Genomic DNA, 21,392 nt, shown 5'->3' with positions numbered 1-21,392 from the left:
TCACCCGGCGCACCCGCTACAATGGCGGTCTTTCCGTTTCCAGGTGACCCCACCCCATGTCCCAGAACTCCAAGGCCAAGCGCGACAAGCGCAAGAAGCAGCAGGCCAAGCGCCCGTTCCTCCGCCTGAACGCGCAGCAGCAGGTGCAGAACCATGCCGTGCTGACCAACGAAGACGGCCAGGTGGTCGCGGCCATCGGCCTGCAGGGCCGTGAGTGGCTGCTGGCCATCGGCGGCCAGACCATGGGCAACGCCGAGAACCCGGTGCCGATGCTGGCCATGCTCAAGCACCTGGCCAACGTGCAGGAGAAGGAAGGCCGCAAGGTCAACCTAGAGTACTCCGAACTGCTGCAGACGCTGCTGGATACCCTGGCGGCCGAATCCGAGCAGACCGCTGACGAGTACCTGGACAAGCTGGTCGCCGAGTTCGAAGGCGTCGACGCTGCTGAAGGCGAGGAAGGCGAAGCCGCCGAGGGCGACGTGGCCGAAGACGCCGCTGCCGAGGCCGCTCCGGCCGCTGACAGCGACAGCAAGCCGCAGGCCTGAACCGGCCGCGGCGGTGACGGTCTACGTCGATGACGCGGTGCATCCCTGGCGCGGACAGCGCTGGGCGCACCTGATGGCCGACACCCTGGCCGAGCTGCACGCGATGGCGGCGCAGCTCGGCATTCCCCCGCGGGCCTTCCAGAACAAGGCCAGCGGTGCCCACTACGACGTCACTGCCGAACTGCGCGCACAGGCGATCGCGCTCGGTGCGCGGGCGATCTCACGGCACACCGACCGTGACCTGGTCAAAACGGTGATTGCCAACGCCAGGGCGCAGTACCGGCCGTAGGCAGGCGTTGGGGGCTACCGCTTGCTGTGGTGGGTGCGGACCTTGGTCCGCACATCAGGGACAGGGCATGCCAACCAAGGTTGGCATCCACCCATGGGCGGGCTCCGCACCCACCTGCCCTGCTCAGAACGGGTCGCTGCCCAGGCGGATTTCCACGTTCAGCAGCGAGCACAGCGCCAGCATCGCGTCGTCGTCGCGGGTCAGCGCCATCACGCCGGTGAAGCCGTCGCTGCCGGCATCCACGCTCCACAGCGTGTAGTTGTGCTCGCGCAGGCGGTCGAAGGCGGTGGACATCAGCTGCACGCCGTCCAGGTCTTCGGCGAAGTCCTCGTCATCCAGGTCGCCGCCCCAGTCCAGCTGCAGGTTGAAGCGCGCCGACAGCTCGTTCACCGCCGACTGCAGCGATTCCAGATCATCACGTTCCACCTCGAAACCGGACTGCCAGGCGATGGCCGTGAGCAGGGCCGGCAGCCAGTCGCTGTCCGCTTCCAGCGGCTGCCCGTCCTCGGCCAGGTGCTCGCGCCAGCGGTTGAACTGCTGCAGGGCCAGCTCTTCGTCGCCCGGGTTGATCAGCACCAGCAGGTTCCAGACCCGTGCCTCGAAGCCCTCCTCGTCGAAGTCGTGGATGTCTTCCTCGAAGTCGAAATAGTCGCTGTTGTCGGGCATTGCGGAACTTCCTCTGGGGCAGGCCGGCATTCTACGGTTTATCCTGTGCCGCTGAAGCCGGCCTTGGTGGCCGTCACTGTGAATGAAGCGATGAGCGATACCCCTCCCGACCACCTGGCAATCAACCCGGCCAGCCCCTTCCATGATGCGCAAGCGCTGGAGCGCGGCGTTGGCGTGCGTTTCAACGACGTCGAGCGCGACAACGTCGAGGAATACTCGGTCAGCGAAGGCTGGATCCGCGTTCAGGCCGGCAAGGCCCGCGACCGCCGCGGCAACCCGATGACCATCAAGGTCAAGGGCAAGGTCGAGGCGTATTTCCTGGAAACGAAGCCGGAATAAGGGCTGAAAGGTGTGCGGACCAAGGTCCGCACCCACCCGGGGTACACGGTCATTCGCGCTTGCGCGATTCCAGCAGGTCCAGGTTGCGGATCAGGCGCCGCGAGATCTCGTCGGAGATCACCCCGCGCCGGGTCAGCCGGAACAGCTCCTCGCGCTCGGCATTCAGGCCCGCGCTGCGCAGCTGGCGGTACCCCATTTCCATGCGCCGCACCTTCTCCGGGTCCACGTCGGGCCCGTCGCTGTCCTTCTCCAGGTGCCGCTGGTACAGCAGGCTGACCCGCGAGGCGGCGTCGTTGTACAGCTGCACGTTCTCGGTGTTCTGGTTCATCACCATCTGCTGGCGCATGCGCTCGACCCCGGCCAGCGCCGCCTTCGACGACAGCCGGCGCGCCAGATCCTCTTCCTTGCGCTCACCCGAATCGGACGGCAGCTGCAGGCCCTTCAACAGCCGCGGCAGCGCGATGCTGGCGCCCAGCAGCGAGAACAGGATCACCGACGCGGCCAGGAAGATCACCAGGTCACGCGCCGGGAACGCACTGCCGTCAGGCAGGAACAGCGGCAGGGTCAACACACCGGCCAGGGTGATCGCACCGCGTACGCCGGCCACCGAGGTCGCCACCACGATGCGCCAGTTCGGCGCCTCGCCCCGCTCCAGGCCGCGGCGGCGCGCGCGCAGCAGGTTCCAGCGCAGCGACAACCACACCCACAACAGGCGCAGCACGACCAGTGCCAGATTGATCACCACCACATACACCAGCAGCCACCACGCACTCTGGTGGCCGGTCTCGTTCATGGTGGTGGTGGCGCGTTCGACGATGCCCGGCAGCTGCTCGCCCAGCAGCACGAACATGATGCCGTTGAAGCTGAACTGCAGCATGTTCCAGACCCCGGCGCGCTGCACGCGCATGCTGCCGGAGACACGGCCGGTCAGCTCGACATAGCTCATCGCGATACCGGCGGCGACCGCTGCCAGGATGCCCGAGGCATGGATCTCTTCGGCCAGCAGGTAGGCCGCGAACGGAATGAGCAGGTTGACCAGCATCGCCGCGCCCGGCTCTTCGCCGAAGCGGCGCCACAGCCAGCGCTGGAAGGTGGACACACCCAGCGTCACCGCCACGCCCACGGCGAGGCCGGCCACCGCCACCCACACGAAGGTCAGCGAGGCCGTGGCCAGCGAGAAGGTGCCGGTCATCACTGCCGCCACCGCGAAGCGGAAGCAGACCAGGCCCGATGCATCATTCAGCAGTGACTCGCCTTCCAGGATGTGCATCAGGCGCTTGGGAATCGGCGCCTTGGACGCGATCGCACCGACTGCCACCGGATCGGTGGGTGACACGATCGCCGCCAGCGCGAAGCACACCGCCAGCGGCATCACCGGAATCAGCCAGTGGATCAGCAGGCCGGCGCCGATGACGGTGAACACCACCAGGCCGAAGGCCAGCTCGAGGATCGCGCCCTTGTCGCGGAACAAGCCCTGCTTGGGAATGCGCCAGCCATCAAGGAACAGCAGCGGTGGCAGGAACAGCAGGAAGAACACCTCCGGCTCCAGCGCATGGCCGCGGTTGAACACCCCGGCGATGACCGCGCCCAGGCCGATCTGCACCAGCGGCAGCGGCAACGAGAACGGCAGGACGCGAACCAGGTAGCCGCTGGCGACAACGGCCACCAGCATCGCCAGGACGACTTCAATGGTATGCATGCTTCTTCCAGGAAGCGGCGCGCGGGGAGGCTCGAGGGCCAGCGCCGGAAACCCGGAAAAAACTACCACATGCGGCCATGACCGCGACGGCCGGGGCCGCCGCGCGTCAGCCCCGGCTCATGCCCCGTCGAAGCGGTACAGATCCATGGCGAGGAAGCCGGCGTCGATGCCGGCGTCAATGCGGCGTGCACCGAAACCATCCTCTCCGGCCGCGCCCATCGCAAAGAACAGCGGCAACAGGTGCTCGTCGGTCGGGTGCGCACGTTCGGCGAACGGCGCCTGCCGGCGGTAATCCAGCAGGGCCTGGCGGTCATCGGCGGCCAGGCGCTGCTCCACCCATTCGATGAAGGGCCGCACGTACGGCGCTTCCTTGCCGTCCTGGTAGTCGCCCCAGTCGTGCAGGTTGTGGGTGATGCTGCCGGAGCCGACCAGCAGCACGCCCTGTTCGCGCAGCGGCGCCAGCGCACGGCCCAGCGCGAACTGATGCTCGGGGCCGAGCAGCGGCTGGATCGACACCGGCACCACCGGGATGTCGGCCTGCGGGCGCAACAGCCGCAGCGGTACCCACGCGCCGTGGTCGAGGCCACGCTGCGGGTCGAGCGCCACCGGCAGGCCGGCGGCGGCGATGCGGCCGGCCACCTCTTCGGCCAGCGCCGGATCACCCGGCGCCGGGTACTGCAGTTCGAACAGCGCGCGCGGGAAGCCGCCGAAGTCGTGGATGGTCGGCGGCTGCGGATGCGCACCGACCAGCGGCTGCCGGCCCAGCCAGTGCGCCGAGGCCATCACGATGGCGCGTGGCGTCGGCAGATCGCGCGCCAGCTCGGCCAGGCGCACGCCAACCTGGCCCGGATGCAGGGCAGTCATCGGCGAACCATGGGAGATGTACAGCGAAGGCAGGCGGGACATGGAATTCTCCAGTTGCAGGATCAGGCGGCGATCAGCGCGAACGCAGGGTCCACTTGCCGTCGCCGACCAGGAACAGCACCACCAGCGCCAGCGCCCAGAACGCCGGGTATTCCCAGCCGCCGCCGGCATTGGCGAAACCGAAGCCGTTGGCGCCGTGCACGGTGACGATGGTGCCCAGCAGCAGCGGCACGCCGAGCAGGCCCACCCAGCGCGCGTAGATGCCCAGCAGCAGCGCGACGGTGATCACCAGCTCGACGCCGATGGTGAGGTAGCCGAGCACGCCAGGCAGCCCCAGCGACTCGAAGAACGCCGCCGTACCCGCCGGGGTGAACACCAGCAGTTTGGTCAGCGCATGGACCAGGAACAGCACGCCCAGGGCCAGGCGCAGCAGGGTGGCGCCATACGGCGCCAGCGGCGAAACAGGAGCAGTCGTGGTGTGCATCGGAAAGCACCTTGAAGGGAGTGGACACAGGTTATTGCGCCTTCGCGGGCCGATAAATACGATCGTTTGACCGTATTTATTTCATAAGGCGCAACAATGGACACCCTCGAGGCGATGCGCGTGTTCGTGGCGGTGGTCGAGCGCAACGGCTTCAGTGCCGCCGCCCAGGCCCTGGATATGTCCACCGCCGGCGTCACCCGCCAGGTCGCGGCGCTGGAGAAGCGCCTGTCCACCCGCCTGCTCCACCGCACCACGCGCCGGGTCAGCCCGACCAGTGCCGGCGCCGCCTATTACGCCCAGTGCGTGCGCCTGCTGGCCGAGTTCGACGCGCTGGAGGCCAGCATCGGTGCGCAGGCGCTGGAGCCCTCGGGCACGCTGCGCATCAACGCGCCGGTCAGCTGGGGCATTGCCCGCCTCGGCCCGTTGCTGGCCAGCTACCGCGAACGCTTCCCGCAGGTGGAACTGGACCTGGCCCTGTCCGACCGCCTGGTGGACATGGTCGAGGAAGGCTACGACGTGGCCATCCGCATCACCCGCGAGCCCAGCCCCACGCTGATCGCACGCCGCCTGGGCGAATCGCGGGTGAGCCTGTGCGCCGCGCCGGCCTACCTGGCCGCACACGGCACCCCGCAGACCCCGCAGGACCTGCAGGCACACGCGTGCCTGAGCTACAGCTACTGGGCCGCCGGCAACAACTGGCCGCTGCAGGGGCCCGGCGGTGAAGTGAAGGTGGCGGTAAGCAGCCTTCTGCATGCCAACAACGGCGACGTGCTGCGCGAAGCCGCGATTGCTGGCATGGGCGTGATCCTGCAGCCGGATTTCCTGCTGGAAGACGCGCTGGCCGATGGCCGCCTGGTGCGCATCCTGCCGGAGTGGGAGGCCTCGCCGATCGGCATCTTCGCGGTCTACACCAGTCGCAGCCACCTGGCACCGAAGGTACGCAGTTTCATCGACCACCTGGTGGAGGCCGGGGTGTAGCCGAGCCTGGCGTTTGCCGGCAGTGCCGGCCGCTGGCCGGCAATCAGACCCATCCCGGTCCTGGGCGAATGCCGGCCAGCGGCCGGCACTACCACTTAGGCGGCCACCTCATCCAGCGCCTCGATGATCCGTTCCAGCGGTGCCGGCCGCCCCAGCAGGTAACCCTGCACCTGGTCGCAGCCGTGCGCAGCCAGCCAGTCCAGCTGTCCCGGCGTTTCCACGCCTTCGGCGATGATGGTCAGGCCCATGCTGTGGCCCAGCGACAGCAGCGCGCGGCAGATCGAGGCATTACGCGGATTGGTTTCCACATCGGCAACGAAACTGCGGTCGATCTTCAGGATGTCCAACGGCAGGTGCTGCAGGTAGGACATGCTGGAATAGCCGGTACCGAAGTCATCCAGCGACACGCTGATGCCCTGCTCGTGCAGGCGCTGCATGGTCTGCATCGCCTGCGCCGGCTTGCGCATCAGGCTGCTCTCGGTCAGCTCCACGTGCAGTGCGCCGCGGGCCAGGCCGAACTCCTGCTGGGCGCGGGTGAACTCGGCCACCAGGTCGCTGTTGAAGAACTGTACGGCCGATACATTGACTGCGATCGGCAGCTCGCCCCAACCGGCCTCGACCAGCCGGCGCTGCGCCTTGGCCGCGGCGCGGATCACCCAGCGGCCCAGCGCCAGGATCAGCCCGGTGTCCTCGCACAGCTGGATGAACTCGTTGGGTGGAATGAAGCTGCCATCGGCCTGCGGCCAGCGCAGCAGCGCCTCCAGCGCGGCCGGGCTGCCATCGCTGGCATGCCGGATCGGCTGGAAGTACAGCTGGAATTCGTTGTCGATGGCCGCATGGATGCGCCCGGCCAGGCGCAGGCGGTCGGCCAGCCGCGTGGTCACCGCCGCGTCGAACCAGACCACCACGTTGCCTTCGGCGCGCGCAGCATGCGCGGCCTGTGCAGCCATGCCGATCACCTGCTCGGCACTGTGGCCGTCGCCGGCAATGTGCACGGCCACGCCGATGCGCGGTTCGAACTGGTGCAGCGAATCCTTGCCGCGCATCGGCGCCGACACGATCTGCAGCAGGTCGTCCAGCACGCGCTGGGTATCGTGCTCGGCACCGATGGCGAACACGAAGTCCTCCGCCGGCTGGAATGCCAGCGTGCCGCAGCGCGCGCCCAGGCCACCGAGCCGGGTCGCCATCGACTGCAGCACCGCATCGCCGATCTCGCGGCCCAGCGTATCGGCCACCAGCTGCAGCCCGCGCAGCTGCACGAAGGCGATGGTGTAGCCCTGTTCCTGCTCGTCCAGCTGTCCGGTCAACGCACGCACGTTGAGCAGGCCGGTGGCCGGGTTGTGCCGCGCCTGGTAGGCCAGGTCGCGCTCGTAGGCCAGCCGTTCGCTCACATCCTCGGCCAGCACCAGGCAGGCGGGCTGGCCATCGAAATCGAGCTTGGAGAGATGTGCGCGCACTTCGAACACGCTGCCGTCCTTGCGCCGGTGCAGGCGCACGGTGGCATCCTGCAGCTCGCCGACACGGGCCTTGGCGATCGCACCCTTCACCTCGTCCCAGCCTTCGCGCGGGCGGATGTCGAGGATGCTCATCGCCAGGAATTCCTCGCGGCTGTAACCGTACTGGCGCACGGCGGCATCGTTGACCTCGATGAAGCGCAACGTGTCTGGATCGAACACCCAGAACGGCGCTGGATTGCGGTCGAACAACAGGCGGAAGCGGCGTTCCACTTCGCTCATCTGCTCGCGGGCCTGGTAGCGTTCGCTCAGGTCGGTCAGCGCACCGATCATGCGGCGCTCGCTGTCGGCCACCTCCACCCGCTGCCCGCGTGCGCCCACCCAGCGCACTGCGCCCCCGGGCAGTACCAGGCGGAACACCTGGTCGAGCACCGCGCCACCGGCGAAGGCCTGGTCGAAGGCCTGTTGCAGGCGCGCCGCATCATCACGATGCACGCGCGCGAAGAAATCAGCCACCGGCAGTGCATCGGTCTGCACGCCGAAGATCTCGCGCGCCAGCGGTGACCAGCGCAACAGCGCGGCATCCTCGTCCACGTACCAGGTGCAGACGCGCCCGACCTGGTGGGCCAGGCGCAGTTCGGCATGCCCGGTCTTCAGTTCCTCGGCCATCGACTGCTGGCGGCGGGTACTGCGGCGTACCGCGTACAACAGCACCATCAACACCACGATGTAGGCCAGCACGATGGCCACCGATGCCTGCAGATAGGGCCACCACGGTGCCAGCACATCCTCGTCGGCCAGGCCCACCTGTACCGCCAGCGGGCTGCGTTCCAGCGTGCTGATGGTGATGATGCGCTGCACGCCATCGACCGCGCCCGGCAGGCTGCCCAGCTCGACCACGGCCTGCTTGCCGAGCAGATCGCGATGCGGGAGATCGTAGCGACGACCGACCGTGCCGTGCGGGTCTGGCACGCGGGCCAGCATGTAGCCTTCCGCATCGCTGATCGAAACCAGCCCGTTCGGGCCAACATCGAGCCCGCCGACGATGCGCTGCAGTTCGCCGCAGCGCAGCCGCGCCAGCAACCAGCGGTCACCGGCCATCGGTAGCGCCAGCGGCACCACCCAGCCACCGTCGCTGGCGCGCAGCGGCGGGCCGATGTACAGCGAACTGCCCAGGCCGCGGCGCTGCGGATCGGTCCACAGCGGCAGGTTCAGGTCCCCTTTGCCGGCCGTCAGGGCGCGGCCATAGCTGTCCAGCACCACGATGCTGTGCAGCTCGGCATGCCGGCGCAGCACGCCGCCGATGGAAGCATCCAGCAGCGCCGGCGCCTGCGCGGGCACGCTGCGGAACACTTCAACGGCATCGGCGGCGATGCCGGACATCGCCCGCTCCAGGTTGCGCAGCTCCAGCGCCAGCAGGCGCTCGCTACCCACCGCCAGCGCACGGCTCTGGCGCTGTGCGGCCTCCAGCCGGCGGTGATGGTCGTTGGCCAGCATGGTGGCCAACCCGGCCACCAACAGAATGCCCAGCAACACCCCGCCCCAGGTAATGGCGCGCAGCGGCCGGGCCAACGCCCGTTTCAGCGCGGGCATCGGTTGGTCTTCCTTGTGCAGTCGGCTGGCTTCATGCGCGAACGAATCCTCAACGTCCCCGACCTCAACGGCCGGCGGACGCCATTCTTGACGCCTGACCCCACCCCGCATGGCCACCTCCCCGTGTCCGCGCAGGGTTCCTGGGCCCAGCATGCACCACCCCGGTGACGACGTGAAGATCGCTTCCGCGCGTTCAGCCAGATCCCGCACAGGGCAGGTGCCACAACGGGAGGGCCAGCCGGGGCGGAGCGGATTAGACTTGGGGTTTTCCGCTGCAAGAGAAGTCCATGTCCAAGCTGCGCCGTCCCACCCTGGCACTGGCCATTGTTGCCAGCCTGTCCCTGGCCGCCTGCGACCGCCCGGCCGATCCGGCGGCCGGCACCGCCGCGCCGGCCGATGCCGCACCTGCGGCCGCCAAGCCGATGCTGGGCAGCTTCGGCTTCGATGCCAGCGGCATGGACCGCAGCATCAACGCCGGTGACGACTTCTTCGGCTTCGCCAACGGCACCTGGGTGAAGAACACCGAGATCCCGGCCGACCGCTCGCGCTTCGGCAGCTTCAACGTCATCGCCGAGAAGACCCTGGCCGACACCCGTGCCATTCTCGAAGGCGCCGCCGGCAACACCCAGGCCAGCGGTGACGACAAGCTGATCGGCGACTACTACGCTGCTTACATGGACGAGGCCGGCATCGAGCAGCACGGCATCGCGCCGGTACAGCCGCAGCTGAAGGCCATCGATGCGATCGCCGACAAGGCCGGCCTGGCCCGTGCCCTGGGCGGCGACGTGCGTGCCGACGTCGATCTGCTCAATGCGACCAACTTCTACACCGACCGCCTGTTCGGCCTGTGGGTGTCGGTGGACCTGCTGCAGCCGGACCGCAATGCGCCGTACCTGGTGCAGGGCGGCCTTGGCATGCCCGACCGCGACTTCTACCTGGGCGGCGGCCGCATGGCCGAGCTGCGCAAGCAGTACCAGGCCTACATCGCACAGATGCTGCAGCTGGCCGGCGCTGCCGACCCGGCAGGCAAGGCGCAGCGCATTCTCGCGCTGGAAACGAAGATCGCGCAGGCGCACGCCACCCAGGAAGAAACCAATGACGTGACCAAGGGTGCCAATCCGTGGACCCAGGCCGACTTCAATGCCAAGGCGCCGGGCATGGACTGGAACGCTTTCCTCGACGCGGCCGCGCTGGGCAAGCAGCAGGACTTCATTGTCTGGCAGCCCAAGGCCGTGGCCGGCCTGTCCAAGCTGGTCGCCACCGAGCCGCTGGACGCCTGGAAGGATTACCTGGCCTTCCATGCATTGGACCGTGCCGCTGCCTACCTGCCAAAGAAGTTCGCCGACGCGCGCTTCGCCTTCCACGGCACCGCGCTGAGCGGCACGCCGCAGCAGAGCGACCGCTGGAAGCGTGCGGTGGACGACGCCAACCATGCAGTCGGCGAAGCGATCGGCAAGCGTTACGTCGAGAAGCACTTCGACGCCAAGACCAAGGAACGCGCGGACGAAATGGCGAAGAACATCATCGCCGCCTTCGCCAAGCGCATCGACGCGCTCGCCTGGATGTCGCCGCAGACCAAGGCCAGCGCCAAGGCCAAGGTGGCCGGCCTGACCGTGGGCATGGGTTACCCGGAAAAGTGGCGTGATTACACCGGCCTGGAGATCCGCCGTGATGACGCGCTGGGCAATGCGCAGCGCGCCGAACTGTTCGAGTACCAGCGCAACATTGCCAAGCTGGGCAAGGCAGTCGACCACAGCGAGTGGGCGATGCTGCCGCAGACCATCAACGCGATGAACGTGCCGCTGGAGAACCGCCTGGTGTTCCCGGCCGCGATCCTGCAGCCGCCGTTCTTCGACGGCGCCGCCGACGACGCGGTGAACTACGGCGCCATCGGCGCAGTGATCGGCCACGAGATCAGCCACGGCTTCGACAACGCCGGCGCGCTGTTCGACGAGACCGGCAAGCTGCACAACTGGTGGACCGCCGAGGACCTGAAGCAGTTCAACGCTGCCGGTGATGCGCTGGCCGCGCAGTTCAGCAGCTACGAGCCGTTCCCGGGCGTGCATGTGAACGGCAAGCTGACCCTGGGCGAGAACATCGCCGACGTGGCCGGTCTGGGCACTGCCTACGATGCCTACCAGCTGTCGCTGCAGGGCAAGCCGGGCCAGACCCTGGAAGGCTTCACCCCGGACCAGCGCTTCTTCCTCGGCTTCGCCCAGGCGTGGCGCAGCAAGAGCCGCGAGCAGGCGCTGCGCAACTCGCTGCTGACCGATGTGCATGCACCGGGCCAGTTCCGCGCACTCACCGTGCGCAACATCGACGCCTGGTACCCGGCGTTCGACGTGAAGGAAGGCCAGAAGCTGTACCTGGCCCCGGACAAGCGGGTCAAGGTGTGGTGATGTAACTGGAACGGGCGCCGCAAGGCGCCCGTTTCATTTCCCGGTAGCGGCCAATCTTGGTTGGCACATGCCTCGCTTTGGTAGCTGCCAACCTTGGTTGGCGAATGCCCCGCTCTGGTAGCTGCCAACCTTGGTTGGCGAATGCCCCGCTCTGGTGGGTGCCAACCTTGGTCGGCATATCTACAAGCCTACAAGCCATCCACGCATGGCGTGGATCTACCGGCGCGTTGTGGCGATCACCAGCGTGGCGACCATGGCAAGCCCGGCCGCGGCCCACAGATTCGCATGCAGGCCCATGCCATCCAGCAGCCGGCCACCGCCCCACGCGCCCATTGCGATACCGATGTTGAACACACCCACATACAACGCGGTGGCGATCTCCACGGCCTGCGGCACCGCTTTCATCATCCAGCTCATCAGGCCCACCGACACACCGCCATAGGCCAGGCCCCACAGCAGCAGCACCGCAGTGCCGCCGGTTGGCGTGCTGCCCAGCCAAAGGAACAACAACGGCGTCAGCAGCAGGCCCGATGCGATCGCCAGCACCGTGCCACGTGGATGCCGCGCCGCCAGCGGCCCGGCGATGAAGTTGCCCGCAATGCCAGCCAAACCGTAGGCGAACAACAACGCACCGATCCACGACGCATCCACGCCCGAGACGGACGTCAGCAGTGGCCGCACGTAGGTGAAGGCGATGAAGTGCCCGGACACCAGCAGCACGGTCAGCCACAGGCCACGCCGCAGGTCGCGCTGGCCAAGCTGCTGCACGAACTGCCGCAGCCGCACCGATGTACTGACCGGCAACGCAGGAACCACCCGCAGATGCAGCAGCACCACCGCCGCACTGAACAACGCCATCGCCACGAACGCGCTGCGCCAGCCCAATGCGTCCCCGATCAGCGCGCCCAACGGAACGCCCAGCACCGAAGCAGCAGCCACGCCACCGAAGATGATCGAGGTGGCCATGCCGGTGCGGTGAGCCGGCACCAGGCGCGCGGCCAGACCGCCGGCGATGGCCCAGATGCCGCCCATGCAGAACCCCACCAGCACGCGCGCGGCCAGCAGCCAGCCGATGCCCGGTGCCAGCGCCGAGGCAACGTTGGCGACCAGCAGCAGCCCCAGCAGCGCGCACAGGATGCGACGGCGATCGATGCCACCGGCTGCGATCACCACCAGCGGTGCGAACAGGGCCGCCAGCAGGGCCGGCAGCGAGATCATCAGGCCGGCGGTGCCGGTGGACGCGCCGAGATCTTCGGCGACAGGGGTCAGCAGGCCGACCGGCAGCATTTCGGTGGTGACCACCGAGAACGTGGCGAGGCCGACGGCGGAAACCGCCCACCACGGATGGCGGGGCACAGGCGCGGCGTGCGCAGGCGATGAAGCGCTCACGGGATGATGCCTTCAGGGGATCTGGATGCAGCAGACGGGCGCAGTGCACGTTGCGCGAGCACGGCGAACAGCAGCACGCCACCGCCTGCCACCAGCGCAACGACAAAGCCGCTGCGCACGCCCCCCGCATCAACGCTCTGCCCGGACAGCGCCGCGCCCAGCGCCACGCCGATGTTCAATCCGGCCAGCAACCAGGTCATGCCCTCGGTCAGGCGCGATTCGGGTATGTGCTGTTCGACCAGCGACATCGCCACGATCATCGTCGGCGCGAAGACCCCCCCGGCCAACAGCACGGCAACGGCCAGCCCCGGCAGGCTGCCGACCCACAGCAACGGCAACGTGGTCAGCGCGGTGGCCGCTGCGCCGGCCAGCAACAGGCGCGGCAACGGTGCCTGCAGCTTCAATGCACCGAACAACAGGCCGGCCGCGCAGCTGCCCAGCGCATAGGCCGACAGCACCGCGCTGGCGGCAAGCGGCTGCCCCCGCTGTTCGGCGAAGGCCACGCTGGTGATGTCGACCGTACCGACAATCACGCCCATCGCCAGCATCAGCAACGCCAGCAGGCGGATCTCCGGTTGCCGCAACAGCGAGCGCGAGGGCGTTGCACCTTCGTGGTGCTGCAGCGGTGGCTCGGTGCCCCCCTGCAGCACCAGTGCGGCGACGCCGACCACCAGCAGCAGGGCGGCCGCCAGTACGCCAGCCTGTGGCCATACCGCCATCGACAACCCGACGGACAACGGTGGCCCGGCGATGAAGGTCACCTCGTCGAACACAGTCTCCAGCGAATACGCGGTCTGCAGCTGCGGTCGTCCGCGATGGATCGCGGTCCAGCGCGCGCGCACCATCGCCGATACGCTGGGCATGCAGCCGGCCAGCATCGCCGCAATGAACAGCGTCCAGCCCGGTGCGGCCAGCAGCGTGCACGCGAGCAGCAACAGCAGACCGGCCGCACTGGCCGCAGTGGCCGCAGTGGCCCATGGCAGCACCCCGCCCTGCCCGCGCCGGTCGACCCAGCGCGACACCTGCGGCGACAGCAACGCGTAGGTCAGCACGAAGGTGGCCGACACCGCACCGGCCAGTGCATAGCTGCCGCGCAGCTGGGACAGCAGGGTGATGATGCCGATACCGGTCATCGGCAGCGGCAGGCGTGCAAGCAGCCCGGCCAGGGCGAGGCCGGCGGTGCCGGGGGCCGCGAACAGGTCGCGATAGGGGGTGGCCATCAGGATCTCCAGGGCAGCGACTTGCCTGGCGCACGGGGCGCCACGACAATACATACAGAGCGTATGAATAAGAGACTACATTCATACGCGCCGTATGTAAATAATCATGCACTGTGTATGTAAGGAGCTCCGGATGGTTCGTCGCACCCGCGCCGAGATGGAAGAAACCCGCGCCACCCTGCTGGCCACCGCCCGCCGGGTGTTCAGCGCGCATGGCTATGCCGCCACCTCCATGGACGACTTGACCGCCCAGGCCGGGCTGACCCGAGGCGCGCTGTACCACCACTTCGGCGACAAGAAGGGTCTGCTGGCGGCTGTCGTCGCCCAGCTCGATGCCGAGACCGACCAGCGCCTGCAGGTGATCAGTGACACCGCCGACGATGCCTGGGACGGCTTCGTGCAGCGTTGCCGCGCCTATCTTGAGATGGCGCTGGAGCCGGAGATCCAGCGCATCGTGCTGCGCGATGCGCGCGCAGTACTGGGTGGCGCCTCACCGGAATCGCAACGCCACTGCGTGCACTCGATGCAGCACCTGATCGAACATCTGGTTGCGCAGGGCGTAGTCGCGCCGGTGGATGCGCAGGCGCTGGCGTCGCTGATCTACGGCAGTCTGGCCGAGGCCGCGTTCTGGATCGCCGAGGGCGAGGATGGCGACGCGCGCCTGCGGCAGGCGACGGCGGCGCTGGAGATGCTGTTGCGTGGGTTGAAGTCGGCCGGGTGAGGTCCATCCACGCATGGCGTGGATCTACTGCGGAATCCGCTCCGGTAGATGCCAACCTTGGTTGGCACCCACCAGAATCATGGCATCAGTAGATCCACGCCATGCGTGGATGAAGCTCTATCGCACAACGCGTGCCAACCAAGGTTGGCACCTACCAGAATCATGGCGTCAGTAGATCCACGCCATGCGTGGATGAAGCTTTATCGCGCAACGCGTGCCAACCAAGGTTGGCACCCACCAGAACCATGGCGTCCGTAGATCCACGCCATGCGTGGATGAAGCTTTATCGCGCAATGCGTGCCAACCAAGGTTGGCACCTACCAGGCAATCGCGGGCCACTCGCGCACGGTTTCCACCGGCACGCCCATGCGCGTGCAGGCGCGGCTGGCCAGGCCATCGGGCAGTGCGCGGCGGAACAGCGGCGCCATGCCCTGCATCAGCTTCGCTGAAGCTGCCGCCTGCGCACGCTGGCGGCCACTGCGTTCCAGCATGCCTTCGGCCCAGTCCGGCAGCAGCGCCGCACCGGCGCCGAGGAACACTTCGCGCGACAGCCCCGGCACCGGTACCGGCAGGCGCACGCCGGACAATACCTCCAGCACTTCGCGCGAGCGCTCATCCACGCGCAGCTCCGGTTGCCGCGCGCAGAAGTACGCCGCCACTTCCGCTTCGCTGCGTGGCACATCCACCGCGCCCAGCGCCTCAGCCACGCGGCGGTACTCGTCGTAGTAGCGATCGGCGATGTGCGCCGGCACCTCCCGCCCGTAACGACGGAAGCCCTGCAGGAAGCCAAATGCTTCCGTCACGTGCACCCACGTCAGCAGTTGCGGATCGTCCGCCGCGTAGGGCTCGCCCTGCGCGGTCTGGCCACGGATCTGCGCATGGATGCGGCGCACCTTGGCCACCAGCGCCTCCACCTCGCCGGTGGGCGCATAGCTGGTGCCGGCAACGAAGGCGGTGGTGCGGCGCAGGCGTCCCACCAGGTCCTGGCGGAAATTGGAGTGGTCGTAGACCCCGGCCAGCGCGCGCGGGTGCAGGGTCTGCAGCATCAGCGCACACAGGCCACCGGCCAGCATCGAGGGGAACTCGGCGTGCAGGCGCCAGGTGACGCTGCCAGGTCCAAACCAGCCCGGGTCGCCCAGCGGGTGGTCGTAATCGATGCCACTCTGGCCACGCGGGAAGGCCTCCAGTACCCAGCGCCGGATCGGCGCGGTGACGGGGCGGGAGAGTCGCTGCAGCAGAGCCGGCATCACAGGTCCAGGAAAGGCGGAAGAGCGGCCGCAGGTTGCGCGGTCGGCCCCGATTCTGGGCGATCACGACGCCGGCGGCGAGCCTCCGCGCTCAGCGGCGGTTTCATGTGCAGCCGCAGCACGTTTCACCCTGCGACATCCTGTCGCAGGCTGCGGCCATGATGTTGCGACGCAACAACATTCACCCATTCAGACAAAACCCTTACGCCGCTAGGCATTGCGCCCATTGCACGGCTCGCTGGAAGTGCTAGAACTGAACCCGCCACACCGTCCAACGCTGATCGACGCACGTTCCACAAGGAGCCAGCCATGATTGCTTTGTTCAAGGGTTTGGGACTACTGCTTCGCGACAACGAGCTCTACAGCAGCCCGTTCGAAAAACAGGTCGCGCACTGGCGCAGCCTCAGCGAGCAGCAGATCCGCGATGAAGTGGCTGTGCTGGCCCAGGCCAAGTGCCAGTGGTTGATCGCCTCGATCGTCGGCTGGCAGGCGGCCTCGCTGCTGATCCTCGGGCTGATCACCAACTACCTGTGGCGCGACGATTACCACATCACCTTCACCCGCGTGGTCGTGGTGTTCGGCTCATGGATCTCGATCCTGTTCGTGATCTGGTTCATGGCCAACATGTTCGACCGCACCGCCGGTTTCGAGCGTTGGATGAAGGCCTTCAACAGCCGCGCCCGCATCAGCTCCAAGGCCGACAGCGTCGAGAACGTGGCCGAGGCGCTGGACCTGGCCGAGCACTACCCGGAAGTGCTGGACTACAAGCAGGCGGTCACCGCCAAGCGCGAGCTGCGCCACGAGGACATCCGCATCATGACCGAGATCGGGCGCATGAAGCAGCACTCCGAACTGGTCGGCCGCCTGAACCATGTGGGCGAGAACGAGCACCACCACGACCTGACACTGCAGCCTGCCTACTGACCCTTCAGGGAAGCGGGGGGACCCACAATGCCACCGTGATCACTCACGGTGGCATTGTTCTATCGGGTCCTGGCTGACGCACTGGCGGAAGCCGTTGGGCAGGTCGCGTATCGCCTCGGTCTGTCCCACCGCCACCGCGAACCGGCGCAGCGGTGGCTTAGCGCACGCCGCATCGGTACTGCAGGCAGGGTCCAGCACCACGTAATGGCAGTGGCCACTGCTGCTGGCGATGCACTGGAACCGCGCCTCGCCCTCGACCACGGTGCGTTTGCTGTACAGCGTATCCACGCCGTTGGCATTGGTACGGGTGATCGAGGTTTCGCTGGACTTCTCGCAGCCGGCCAATGACAGCGCAGCAACGCAGGCAAGCAGGAACAGGCGCATGGTGCCTCCAGGATGCGGCTACATGCCGCGGAACAGGCTCATGAAAGGTTGGCTGACCACCAGCGTCTCCGTACGCCCACGCAGGCGCAGCACACCGCGCCCGGTATCGTCACGGCTGACCGCTGCCACCGCCTTCATGTTGACGATGGTCGAGCGATGGATCTGGCGGAAGTGCTGCGGATCGAGCACTTCCAGCAGTTCGCGCAACGGCGTGCGCAACAGGCTCTCGCCGGCAGCGGTCACCACGGTGGTGTACTTGTTGTCGGCGCGGAAGTAGGCCACGTCTTCCAGCATGATCAGCTGCGTCTCGCGGCCGTTGCTGGCGGTGATCCAGGCCAATGGCGGGCGCTCTGCCGCACCCTGCGATGGCCCCAGGCGCCGCAGCAGGCGTTCGAGTACGGCATCGTCCTGGCGCGTTGATGGCAGCCGCGACAGGATGCGTTCGCGGGTGGCCAGCAGGCGCTCATCGCTGACCGGCTTCAGCAGGTAGTCCATCGCGCCCTGTTCGAACGCGTCGATGGCGTACTGGTCGTAGGCGGTGACGAACACCACCTGGGTACGCGGACTCAGCTCGGACAGCGAGCGCGCCACCTCGATACCACTGATGCCGGGCATGCGGATGTCGAGGAAGGCGATGTCCGGCTGCTTCTCGGCCAGCTGCTCCAGTGCACTGGCGCCATCCTCGCACTCGGCCACCAGCTTCAGGTCCGGCCACAACCGGCCCAGCTGCTCGACCAGCGACTGCCGCAGCAGTTCCTCGTCTTCGGCAATGAGCGCCTCAAGCGGCATGGCTGCGCTCCTTGCTCGACTGCGGCAGGGTCATGGTCGCGGCCACACCGCTGGGGAAGTTGGCGACGATCGCCACGCCGGCCTGCTCGCCGCAGGTCAGGCGCAGGCGCTCGCGCAGGTTCTTCAGGCCGATGCCGGTACCGCTGGTGCCCTGGCCGAAGCCGAGGCCATCGTCGGCCACCGTCACCGTCACATGGTCATCGAAGCCACGCGCCAGGATCCAGATCGTGCCACCGCCGGGCTTGGGTTCCAGGCCATGCTTGATCGCGTTCTCCACCAGCGTCTGCAGCGCCATCGCCGGCAGCTGCACGCCGTGCAGCTCGTTCGGCACCTGCACCTCCACCCCCAGCCGTGCGCCCATGCGGATCCGCAGGATCTCCAGGTAGGCACGGGTGCGCTCCAGCTCCACGCCCAGCGTGGACAGCGATTCGTCCACCTGTGGCAACGAGCTGCGCAGGTACTGGATCAGGTGGCCCAGCATCTGGTCGGCACGTGCCGGGTCGGTGCGGGTCAGCACCTGCGCGTTGGCCAGCGTGTTGTAGAGGAAGTGCGGTTCCACCTGCGCGTGCAGCAGGTTCAACCGGGCCACCGACAGTTCCTTTTCCACCTGGGTCTGCTCGGCCGCAGCCTGCTCGTCGCGACGCTGGTCGGCAACACGGCGGCTGATCGCGCGGGTGACCGCTTCGGCGTTCTCGAAGTTGCTGCCCTCATCCAGTGCCAGCAGGTCGGCCCACCAGCCGGCATCCGGTTCAAACAGCAGGGTGACGGTACTGGTGCCCTGCCCCGGCGTGACCGTGGCCAGCACGCTGTTGCGCTTGATCGCCAGCCGAGCCGGCAGGTTCCAGCGCGACGGCTGGCGGCCGTTCCAGGCATCCACGCGGCGCACGTAGGCCCGCACCTGCAGGCTGCCGGCCGAACTTTCCACGTCTTCAACGCGCGGCAGTTCGGCGATGGCCGCTTCCACCACCGAGAATGCCTGGCCAGCATCCATCGGCAGTTCCACCTGGCGGCGCTGGCGGCCGGAGAGCGTGGTCGAATCCAGCCGGCCGGCAACCAGCCAGACGCGGCGGATATGGGTGATTGCGCTGCCCAGCGCGGAGATCATCAGGAACATCGCCAGCAGGCCGAAGATCCAGCCCGGGCCATCGTTCATGCCGCTGAAGATGCCGCTCCAGACCATGCCGGCGACGAACAGCGCCGCAGCCCAGGCCAGCAGGTGACGAAGCAGGAGGGAGAGGCTGGCGAACACGGCGGCGCCTTGAAGGAAGGGGGTGAGCCGAGCATAGGGCGGCCCACCGGGCAAACAAGCGGGCTGCGACGAAGGGGGGAAAAGCGGGGATGGAAGCCGTTCTGACGGAGCCGGCCGCTGGCCGGCTCCGCGTTACCTCCGCAAGCCTCGCAGGGATGCCGGCCAACGGCCGGCACTACCCGGGAGGCGCCGGGCGAACCCGGCGCATGCCGTTATTTGCGCTGGTCAGCGCTGGCGTCACGCACGGCGCGGAACGACTCGTCCTTGCTCCAGTTCGGCCAGCTGCGCGCGTTGGCCAGCTGGTTGCCCAGCGTGTACAGCACTTCCAGGTCGCGGGCGGCGCCGGCAAACACCCAGTCCGGCTGCCACTCGTCGCCCTGCTGGTGGTAACGCTTGGCGGTGTAGTCGTCGGAGGCCTTCTTGCCTGCGGCCACGCCACCGTCCACCCAGTCCTGGCCGGCCGACCAGGACAGCGCCGGCACGCCACGCTTGGCAAACGGGAAGTGATCGGAACGGAAGAACAGGCCCGCTTCCGGCTTCGGGTCCGGCGTGTAGCGGATGTCCCAGCCCTTGGCCACTTCCTTCAGCTGGTCCAGCAGCTCGAAGCGCGCGGCACCGTAGATACCGAAGTCACGCGACGGCCCGAACGGCGCCATGCCGTCCATGTTGATCACCGCCACGGTCTTTTCCAGCGGGTACAGCGGATGGGTGGCGTAGTACTCCGAACCCAGCAGGCCCTTTTCCTCGGCGGTGACCGCCAGGAACAGCAGCGAGCGCTGCGGGCGCTTTTCCTTGGCGAAGCCACGGGCCAGTTCGATCAGCGAGGCGGTGCCACTGGCGTTGTCCAGCGCACCGTTGAAGATGCGGTCGCCACGCGCGTCCGGCTCACCCACGCCGATGTGGTCCCAGTGCGCGCTGTAGATGATCGTCTCGTCCGGGTGGCGGCTGCCTTCCAGGCGTGCGGCCACGTTGTGCGAGGTGATCACCTCGGTCTTCACCGCGTACTTCGCGTCCAGGCTGGCGCCGGTCAGCGGCACCGGGGTGAAGTCGCGCTGCTGCGCCTTCTTCTTCAGTGCCTCGAAGTCCTGCCCGGCCGAGCGGAACAGCTCCACCGCGAGGTCGCGCTGGATCCAGCCTTCCAGCAGCGGGTGGCTGTCGGCCGGGTTGTCGCGCACCACATCGAACATGGTGTTGGTGTTGGAGCCGGCCACGGTGGCCCAGCCGTACGACGCCGGTGCGGTCTCGTGCACGATCAGCACGCCCAGCGCACCCTGTCGGGCGCCTTCTTCGTACTTGTAGGTCCAACGGCCGTAGTAGGTCATGCCCTTGCCGTCGAAGTCACCCTGGCCGGTCTCGAAGTCCGGGTCGTTGATCAGCACGACGGCGATCTTGCCCTTCAGGTCCACGCCCTTGAAGTCGTCCCAGTTGCGCTCCGGGGCCTTCACGCCGTAGCCGAGGAACACCAGCGGCGCCTTGCTGATGTCGACGTTGCTGGCGCCGTTCATGGCGGCGCGCACGGCAATCTGCTTGCCCTGCTCCAGCGCAACGGTCTTGCCGCCCTGGTGCAGCGCCAGCTGCGGTGCGCCGACGATGTCGCCCTTGCGCAGGGGCACGGCCTGGGTCCACAGGCGCTTGCCGTCCTTGAGGTCACCGCCCGGCTGCAGGCCGGCGTCGGCGAACTGCTTGCTGAGGAAGGCGATGGTCTTCTCTTCGCCGGCGGTGGCCGGGGAGCGGCCTTCGTAGGCGTCGGAGGCCAGTTCCTTGACGTCGGCGGAGATCCGCGCGCCGTCGAATTTCGGGGTGGCCGCCATCAGTGCGCTCGACACCGACAGGGCCAGCACGCCCAGTACTACTCGTTTCATTGCTCTCTCCAGCAGGGAAATCCTTCTGGAGTGTAATGGGATTCGGCAGGGCTGCGCCCTGCACCTGCCGAAACAACGGCAACAGCCGAAGCAACAGCAAAAGCTGGTTTCCTGAGGGTAGGCGGGGTGGGTCCGGTTGCGGGGGACGCCGTAAACCCGTCCTTGAAGTGACCCCCGAGACTTGGACGGGGTCAGGCGACCGATTGGGCCCGCTCCCGGTACTTTACCGGGCTCAGGCCTTTCAATTTCAATTTGATGCGCTCTTCGTTGTAGTACTGGATGTATTCCACCAGCCCA

General features: G+C 67.6%; 20 protein-coding genes. 7 read left to right on the top strand and 13 right to left on the bottom strand.

Annotation, left to right across the window (positions count from 1 at the left end):
* Positions 1 to 56 precede the first annotated feature (56 nt).
* On the top strand, positions 57 to 545 hold the full coding sequence (locus tag EKL94_RS08680; RefSeq protein ID WP_126928768.1) for a hypothetical protein: 489 nt from the start codon (positions 57 to 59) through the stop codon (positions 543 to 545).
* A 13-nt stretch (positions 546 to 558) separates the two neighbouring features.
* Positions 559 to 834 carry a DUF4031 domain-containing protein gene (locus tag EKL94_RS08675; RefSeq protein WP_126928767.1) on the top strand — a complete coding sequence of 92 codons (276 nt, stop codon included), beginning with the start codon at positions 559 to 561 and terminating at the stop codon, positions 832 to 834.
* Positions 835 to 957: 123 nt separating this feature from the next.
* Here EKL94_RS08675 and EKL94_RS08670 read toward each other — a convergent pair whose 3' ends face one another.
* The gene (locus EKL94_RS08670) at positions 958 to 1,500 is read right to left on the bottom strand and encodes a DUF6630 family protein (protein WP_126928766.1); all 543 of its coding nucleotides are present in this window, start codon (positions 1,498 to 1,500) and stop codon (positions 958 to 960) included.
* Between the two features lie 90 nt (positions 1,501 to 1,590).
* Here EKL94_RS08670 and EKL94_RS08665 point away from each other — a divergent pair, with 90 nt between their 5' ends.
* Positions 1,591 to 1,839, top strand: coding sequence for a DUF3297 family protein (locus EKL94_RS08665; protein ID WP_012509930.1), 249 nt, complete (start codon positions 1,591 to 1,593; stop codon positions 1,837 to 1,839).
* 49 nt (positions 1,840 to 1,888) lie between these two features.
* Here EKL94_RS08665 and EKL94_RS08660 read toward each other — a convergent pair whose 3' ends face one another.
* The 3 genes from EKL94_RS08660 to EKL94_RS08650 all read right to left on the bottom strand — a co-directional run bounded on the left by EKL94_RS08660 (position 1,889) and on the right by EKL94_RS08650 (position 4,886).
* Positions 1,889 to 3,538 carry a Na+/H+ antiporter gene (locus tag EKL94_RS08660; protein WP_126928765.1) on the bottom strand — a complete coding sequence of 550 codons (1,650 nt, stop codon included), beginning with the start codon at positions 3,536 to 3,538 and terminating at the stop codon, positions 1,889 to 1,891.
* A 117-nt stretch (positions 3,539 to 3,655) separates the two neighbouring features.
* Entirely contained in the window at positions 3,656 to 4,444 is a 789-nt protein-coding gene (locus EKL94_RS08655; protein WP_126928764.1) for a dioxygenase family protein, read from the bottom strand.
* Between the two features lie 31 nt (positions 4,445 to 4,475).
* Complete coding sequence (locus tag EKL94_RS08650) at positions 4,476 to 4,886, bottom strand: DoxX family protein (RefSeq protein ID WP_126928763.1); 411 nt, start codon at positions 4,884 to 4,886, stop codon at positions 4,476 to 4,478.
* 96 nt (positions 4,887 to 4,982) lie between these two features.
* On the opposite strand from EKL94_RS08650, the gene EKL94_RS08645 reads away from it, so the two are divergent.
* Positions 4,983 to 5,864, top strand: coding sequence for a LysR family transcriptional regulator (locus tag EKL94_RS08645; RefSeq protein ID WP_126928762.1), 882 nt, complete (start codon positions 4,983 to 4,985; stop codon positions 5,862 to 5,864).
* Between the two features lie 95 nt (positions 5,865 to 5,959).
* Here the strand turns inward: EKL94_RS08645 and EKL94_RS08640 are convergent, their stop codons facing one another.
* A complete protein-coding gene (locus tag EKL94_RS08640) occupies positions 5,960 to 9,022 on the bottom strand; it encodes a bifunctional diguanylate cyclase/phosphodiesterase (protein WP_126928761.1) in 3,063 nt (1,020 codons plus the stop codon).
* Positions 9,023 to 9,198: 176 nt separating this feature from the next.
* On the opposite strand from EKL94_RS08640, the gene EKL94_RS08635 reads away from it, so the two are divergent.
* Positions 9,199 to 11,310, top strand: coding sequence for a M13 family metallopeptidase (locus tag EKL94_RS08635; protein WP_126928760.1), 2,112 nt, complete (start codon positions 9,199 to 9,201; stop codon positions 11,308 to 11,310).
* 216 nt (positions 11,311 to 11,526) lie between these two features.
* Here the strand turns inward: EKL94_RS08635 and EKL94_RS08630 are convergent, their stop codons facing one another.
* Positions 11,527 to 12,699 (bottom strand): MFS transporter, encoded by a 1,173-nt coding sequence (locus EKL94_RS08630; protein ID WP_126928759.1) that lies wholly within the window; start codon positions 12,697 to 12,699, stop codon positions 11,527 to 11,529.
* Positions 12,696 to 13,919 (bottom strand): MFS transporter, encoded by a 1,224-nt coding sequence (locus EKL94_RS08625; protein WP_126928758.1) that lies wholly within the window; start codon positions 13,917 to 13,919, stop codon positions 12,696 to 12,698. The genes EKL94_RS08630 and EKL94_RS08625 overlap by 4 nt, the downstream gene beginning before the upstream one ends.
* A gap of 133 nt (positions 13,920 to 14,052) precedes the next feature.
* Here EKL94_RS08625 and EKL94_RS08620 point away from each other — a divergent pair, with 133 nt between their 5' ends.
* On the top strand, positions 14,053 to 14,640 hold the full coding sequence (locus EKL94_RS08620) for a TetR/AcrR family transcriptional regulator (RefSeq protein WP_126928757.1): 588 nt from the start codon (positions 14,053 to 14,055) through the stop codon (positions 14,638 to 14,640).
* A gap of 317 nt (positions 14,641 to 14,957) precedes the next feature.
* On the opposite strand, the gene EKL94_RS08615 is transcribed toward EKL94_RS08620, so the two are convergent.
* Positions 14,958 to 15,887: an oxygenase MpaB family protein gene (locus EKL94_RS08615; protein ID WP_126928756.1), complete on the bottom strand. Its 930-nt coding sequence runs from the start codon at positions 15,885 to 15,887 to the stop codon at positions 14,958 to 14,960.
* 309 nt (positions 15,888 to 16,196) lie between these two features.
* Between EKL94_RS08615 and EKL94_RS08610 the strand changes: the two genes are divergently transcribed.
* Positions 16,197 to 16,811 carry a hypothetical protein gene (locus EKL94_RS08610; RefSeq protein ID WP_032128761.1) on the top strand — a complete coding sequence of 205 codons (615 nt, stop codon included), beginning with the start codon at positions 16,197 to 16,199 and terminating at the stop codon, positions 16,809 to 16,811.
* Positions 16,812 to 16,850: 39 nt separating this feature from the next.
* On the opposite strand, the gene EKL94_RS08605 is transcribed toward EKL94_RS08610, so the two are convergent.
* From EKL94_RS08605 to EKL94_RS08580, 5 genes are all read right to left on the bottom strand, one after another.
* Entirely contained in the window at positions 16,851 to 17,195 is a 345-nt protein-coding gene (locus tag EKL94_RS08605) for a hypothetical protein (protein WP_126928755.1), read from the bottom strand.
* Positions 17,196 to 17,213: 18 nt separating this feature from the next.
* The gene (locus EKL94_RS08600) at positions 17,214 to 17,984 is read right to left on the bottom strand and encodes a LytR/AlgR family response regulator transcription factor (RefSeq protein WP_010484137.1); all 771 of its coding nucleotides are present in this window, start codon (positions 17,982 to 17,984) and stop codon (positions 17,214 to 17,216) included.
* A complete protein-coding gene (locus EKL94_RS08595) occupies positions 17,974 to 19,233 on the bottom strand; it encodes a sensor histidine kinase (RefSeq protein ID WP_126928754.1) in 1,260 nt (419 codons plus the stop codon). Before EKL94_RS08595 ends, EKL94_RS08600 begins: the two co-directional genes overlap by 11 nt.
* Positions 19,234 to 19,445: 212 nt before the next feature.
* The gene (locus EKL94_RS08590) at positions 19,446 to 21,095 is read right to left on the bottom strand and encodes a M28 family metallopeptidase (RefSeq protein ID WP_126928753.1); all 1,650 of its coding nucleotides are present in this window, start codon (positions 21,093 to 21,095) and stop codon (positions 19,446 to 19,448) included.
* A 191-nt stretch (positions 21,096 to 21,286) separates the two neighbouring features.
* The coding region (locus EKL94_RS08580) for an IS3 family transposase (RefSeq protein WP_148105804.1) at positions 21,287 to 21,392 on the bottom strand (106 nt) is incomplete at its 5' end.

The organism is Stenotrophomonas maltophilia (assembly GCF_003970865.1).
In the GTDB taxonomy this organism is placed as follows: Bacteria; Pseudomonadota; Gammaproteobacteria; order Xanthomonadales; family Xanthomonadaceae; genus Stenotrophomonas; species Stenotrophomonas maltophilia_AR.
The sequence above is the reverse complement of the archived record's forward strand: the minus strand, read 5'-3'. Positions and strand labels throughout refer to the sequence as shown.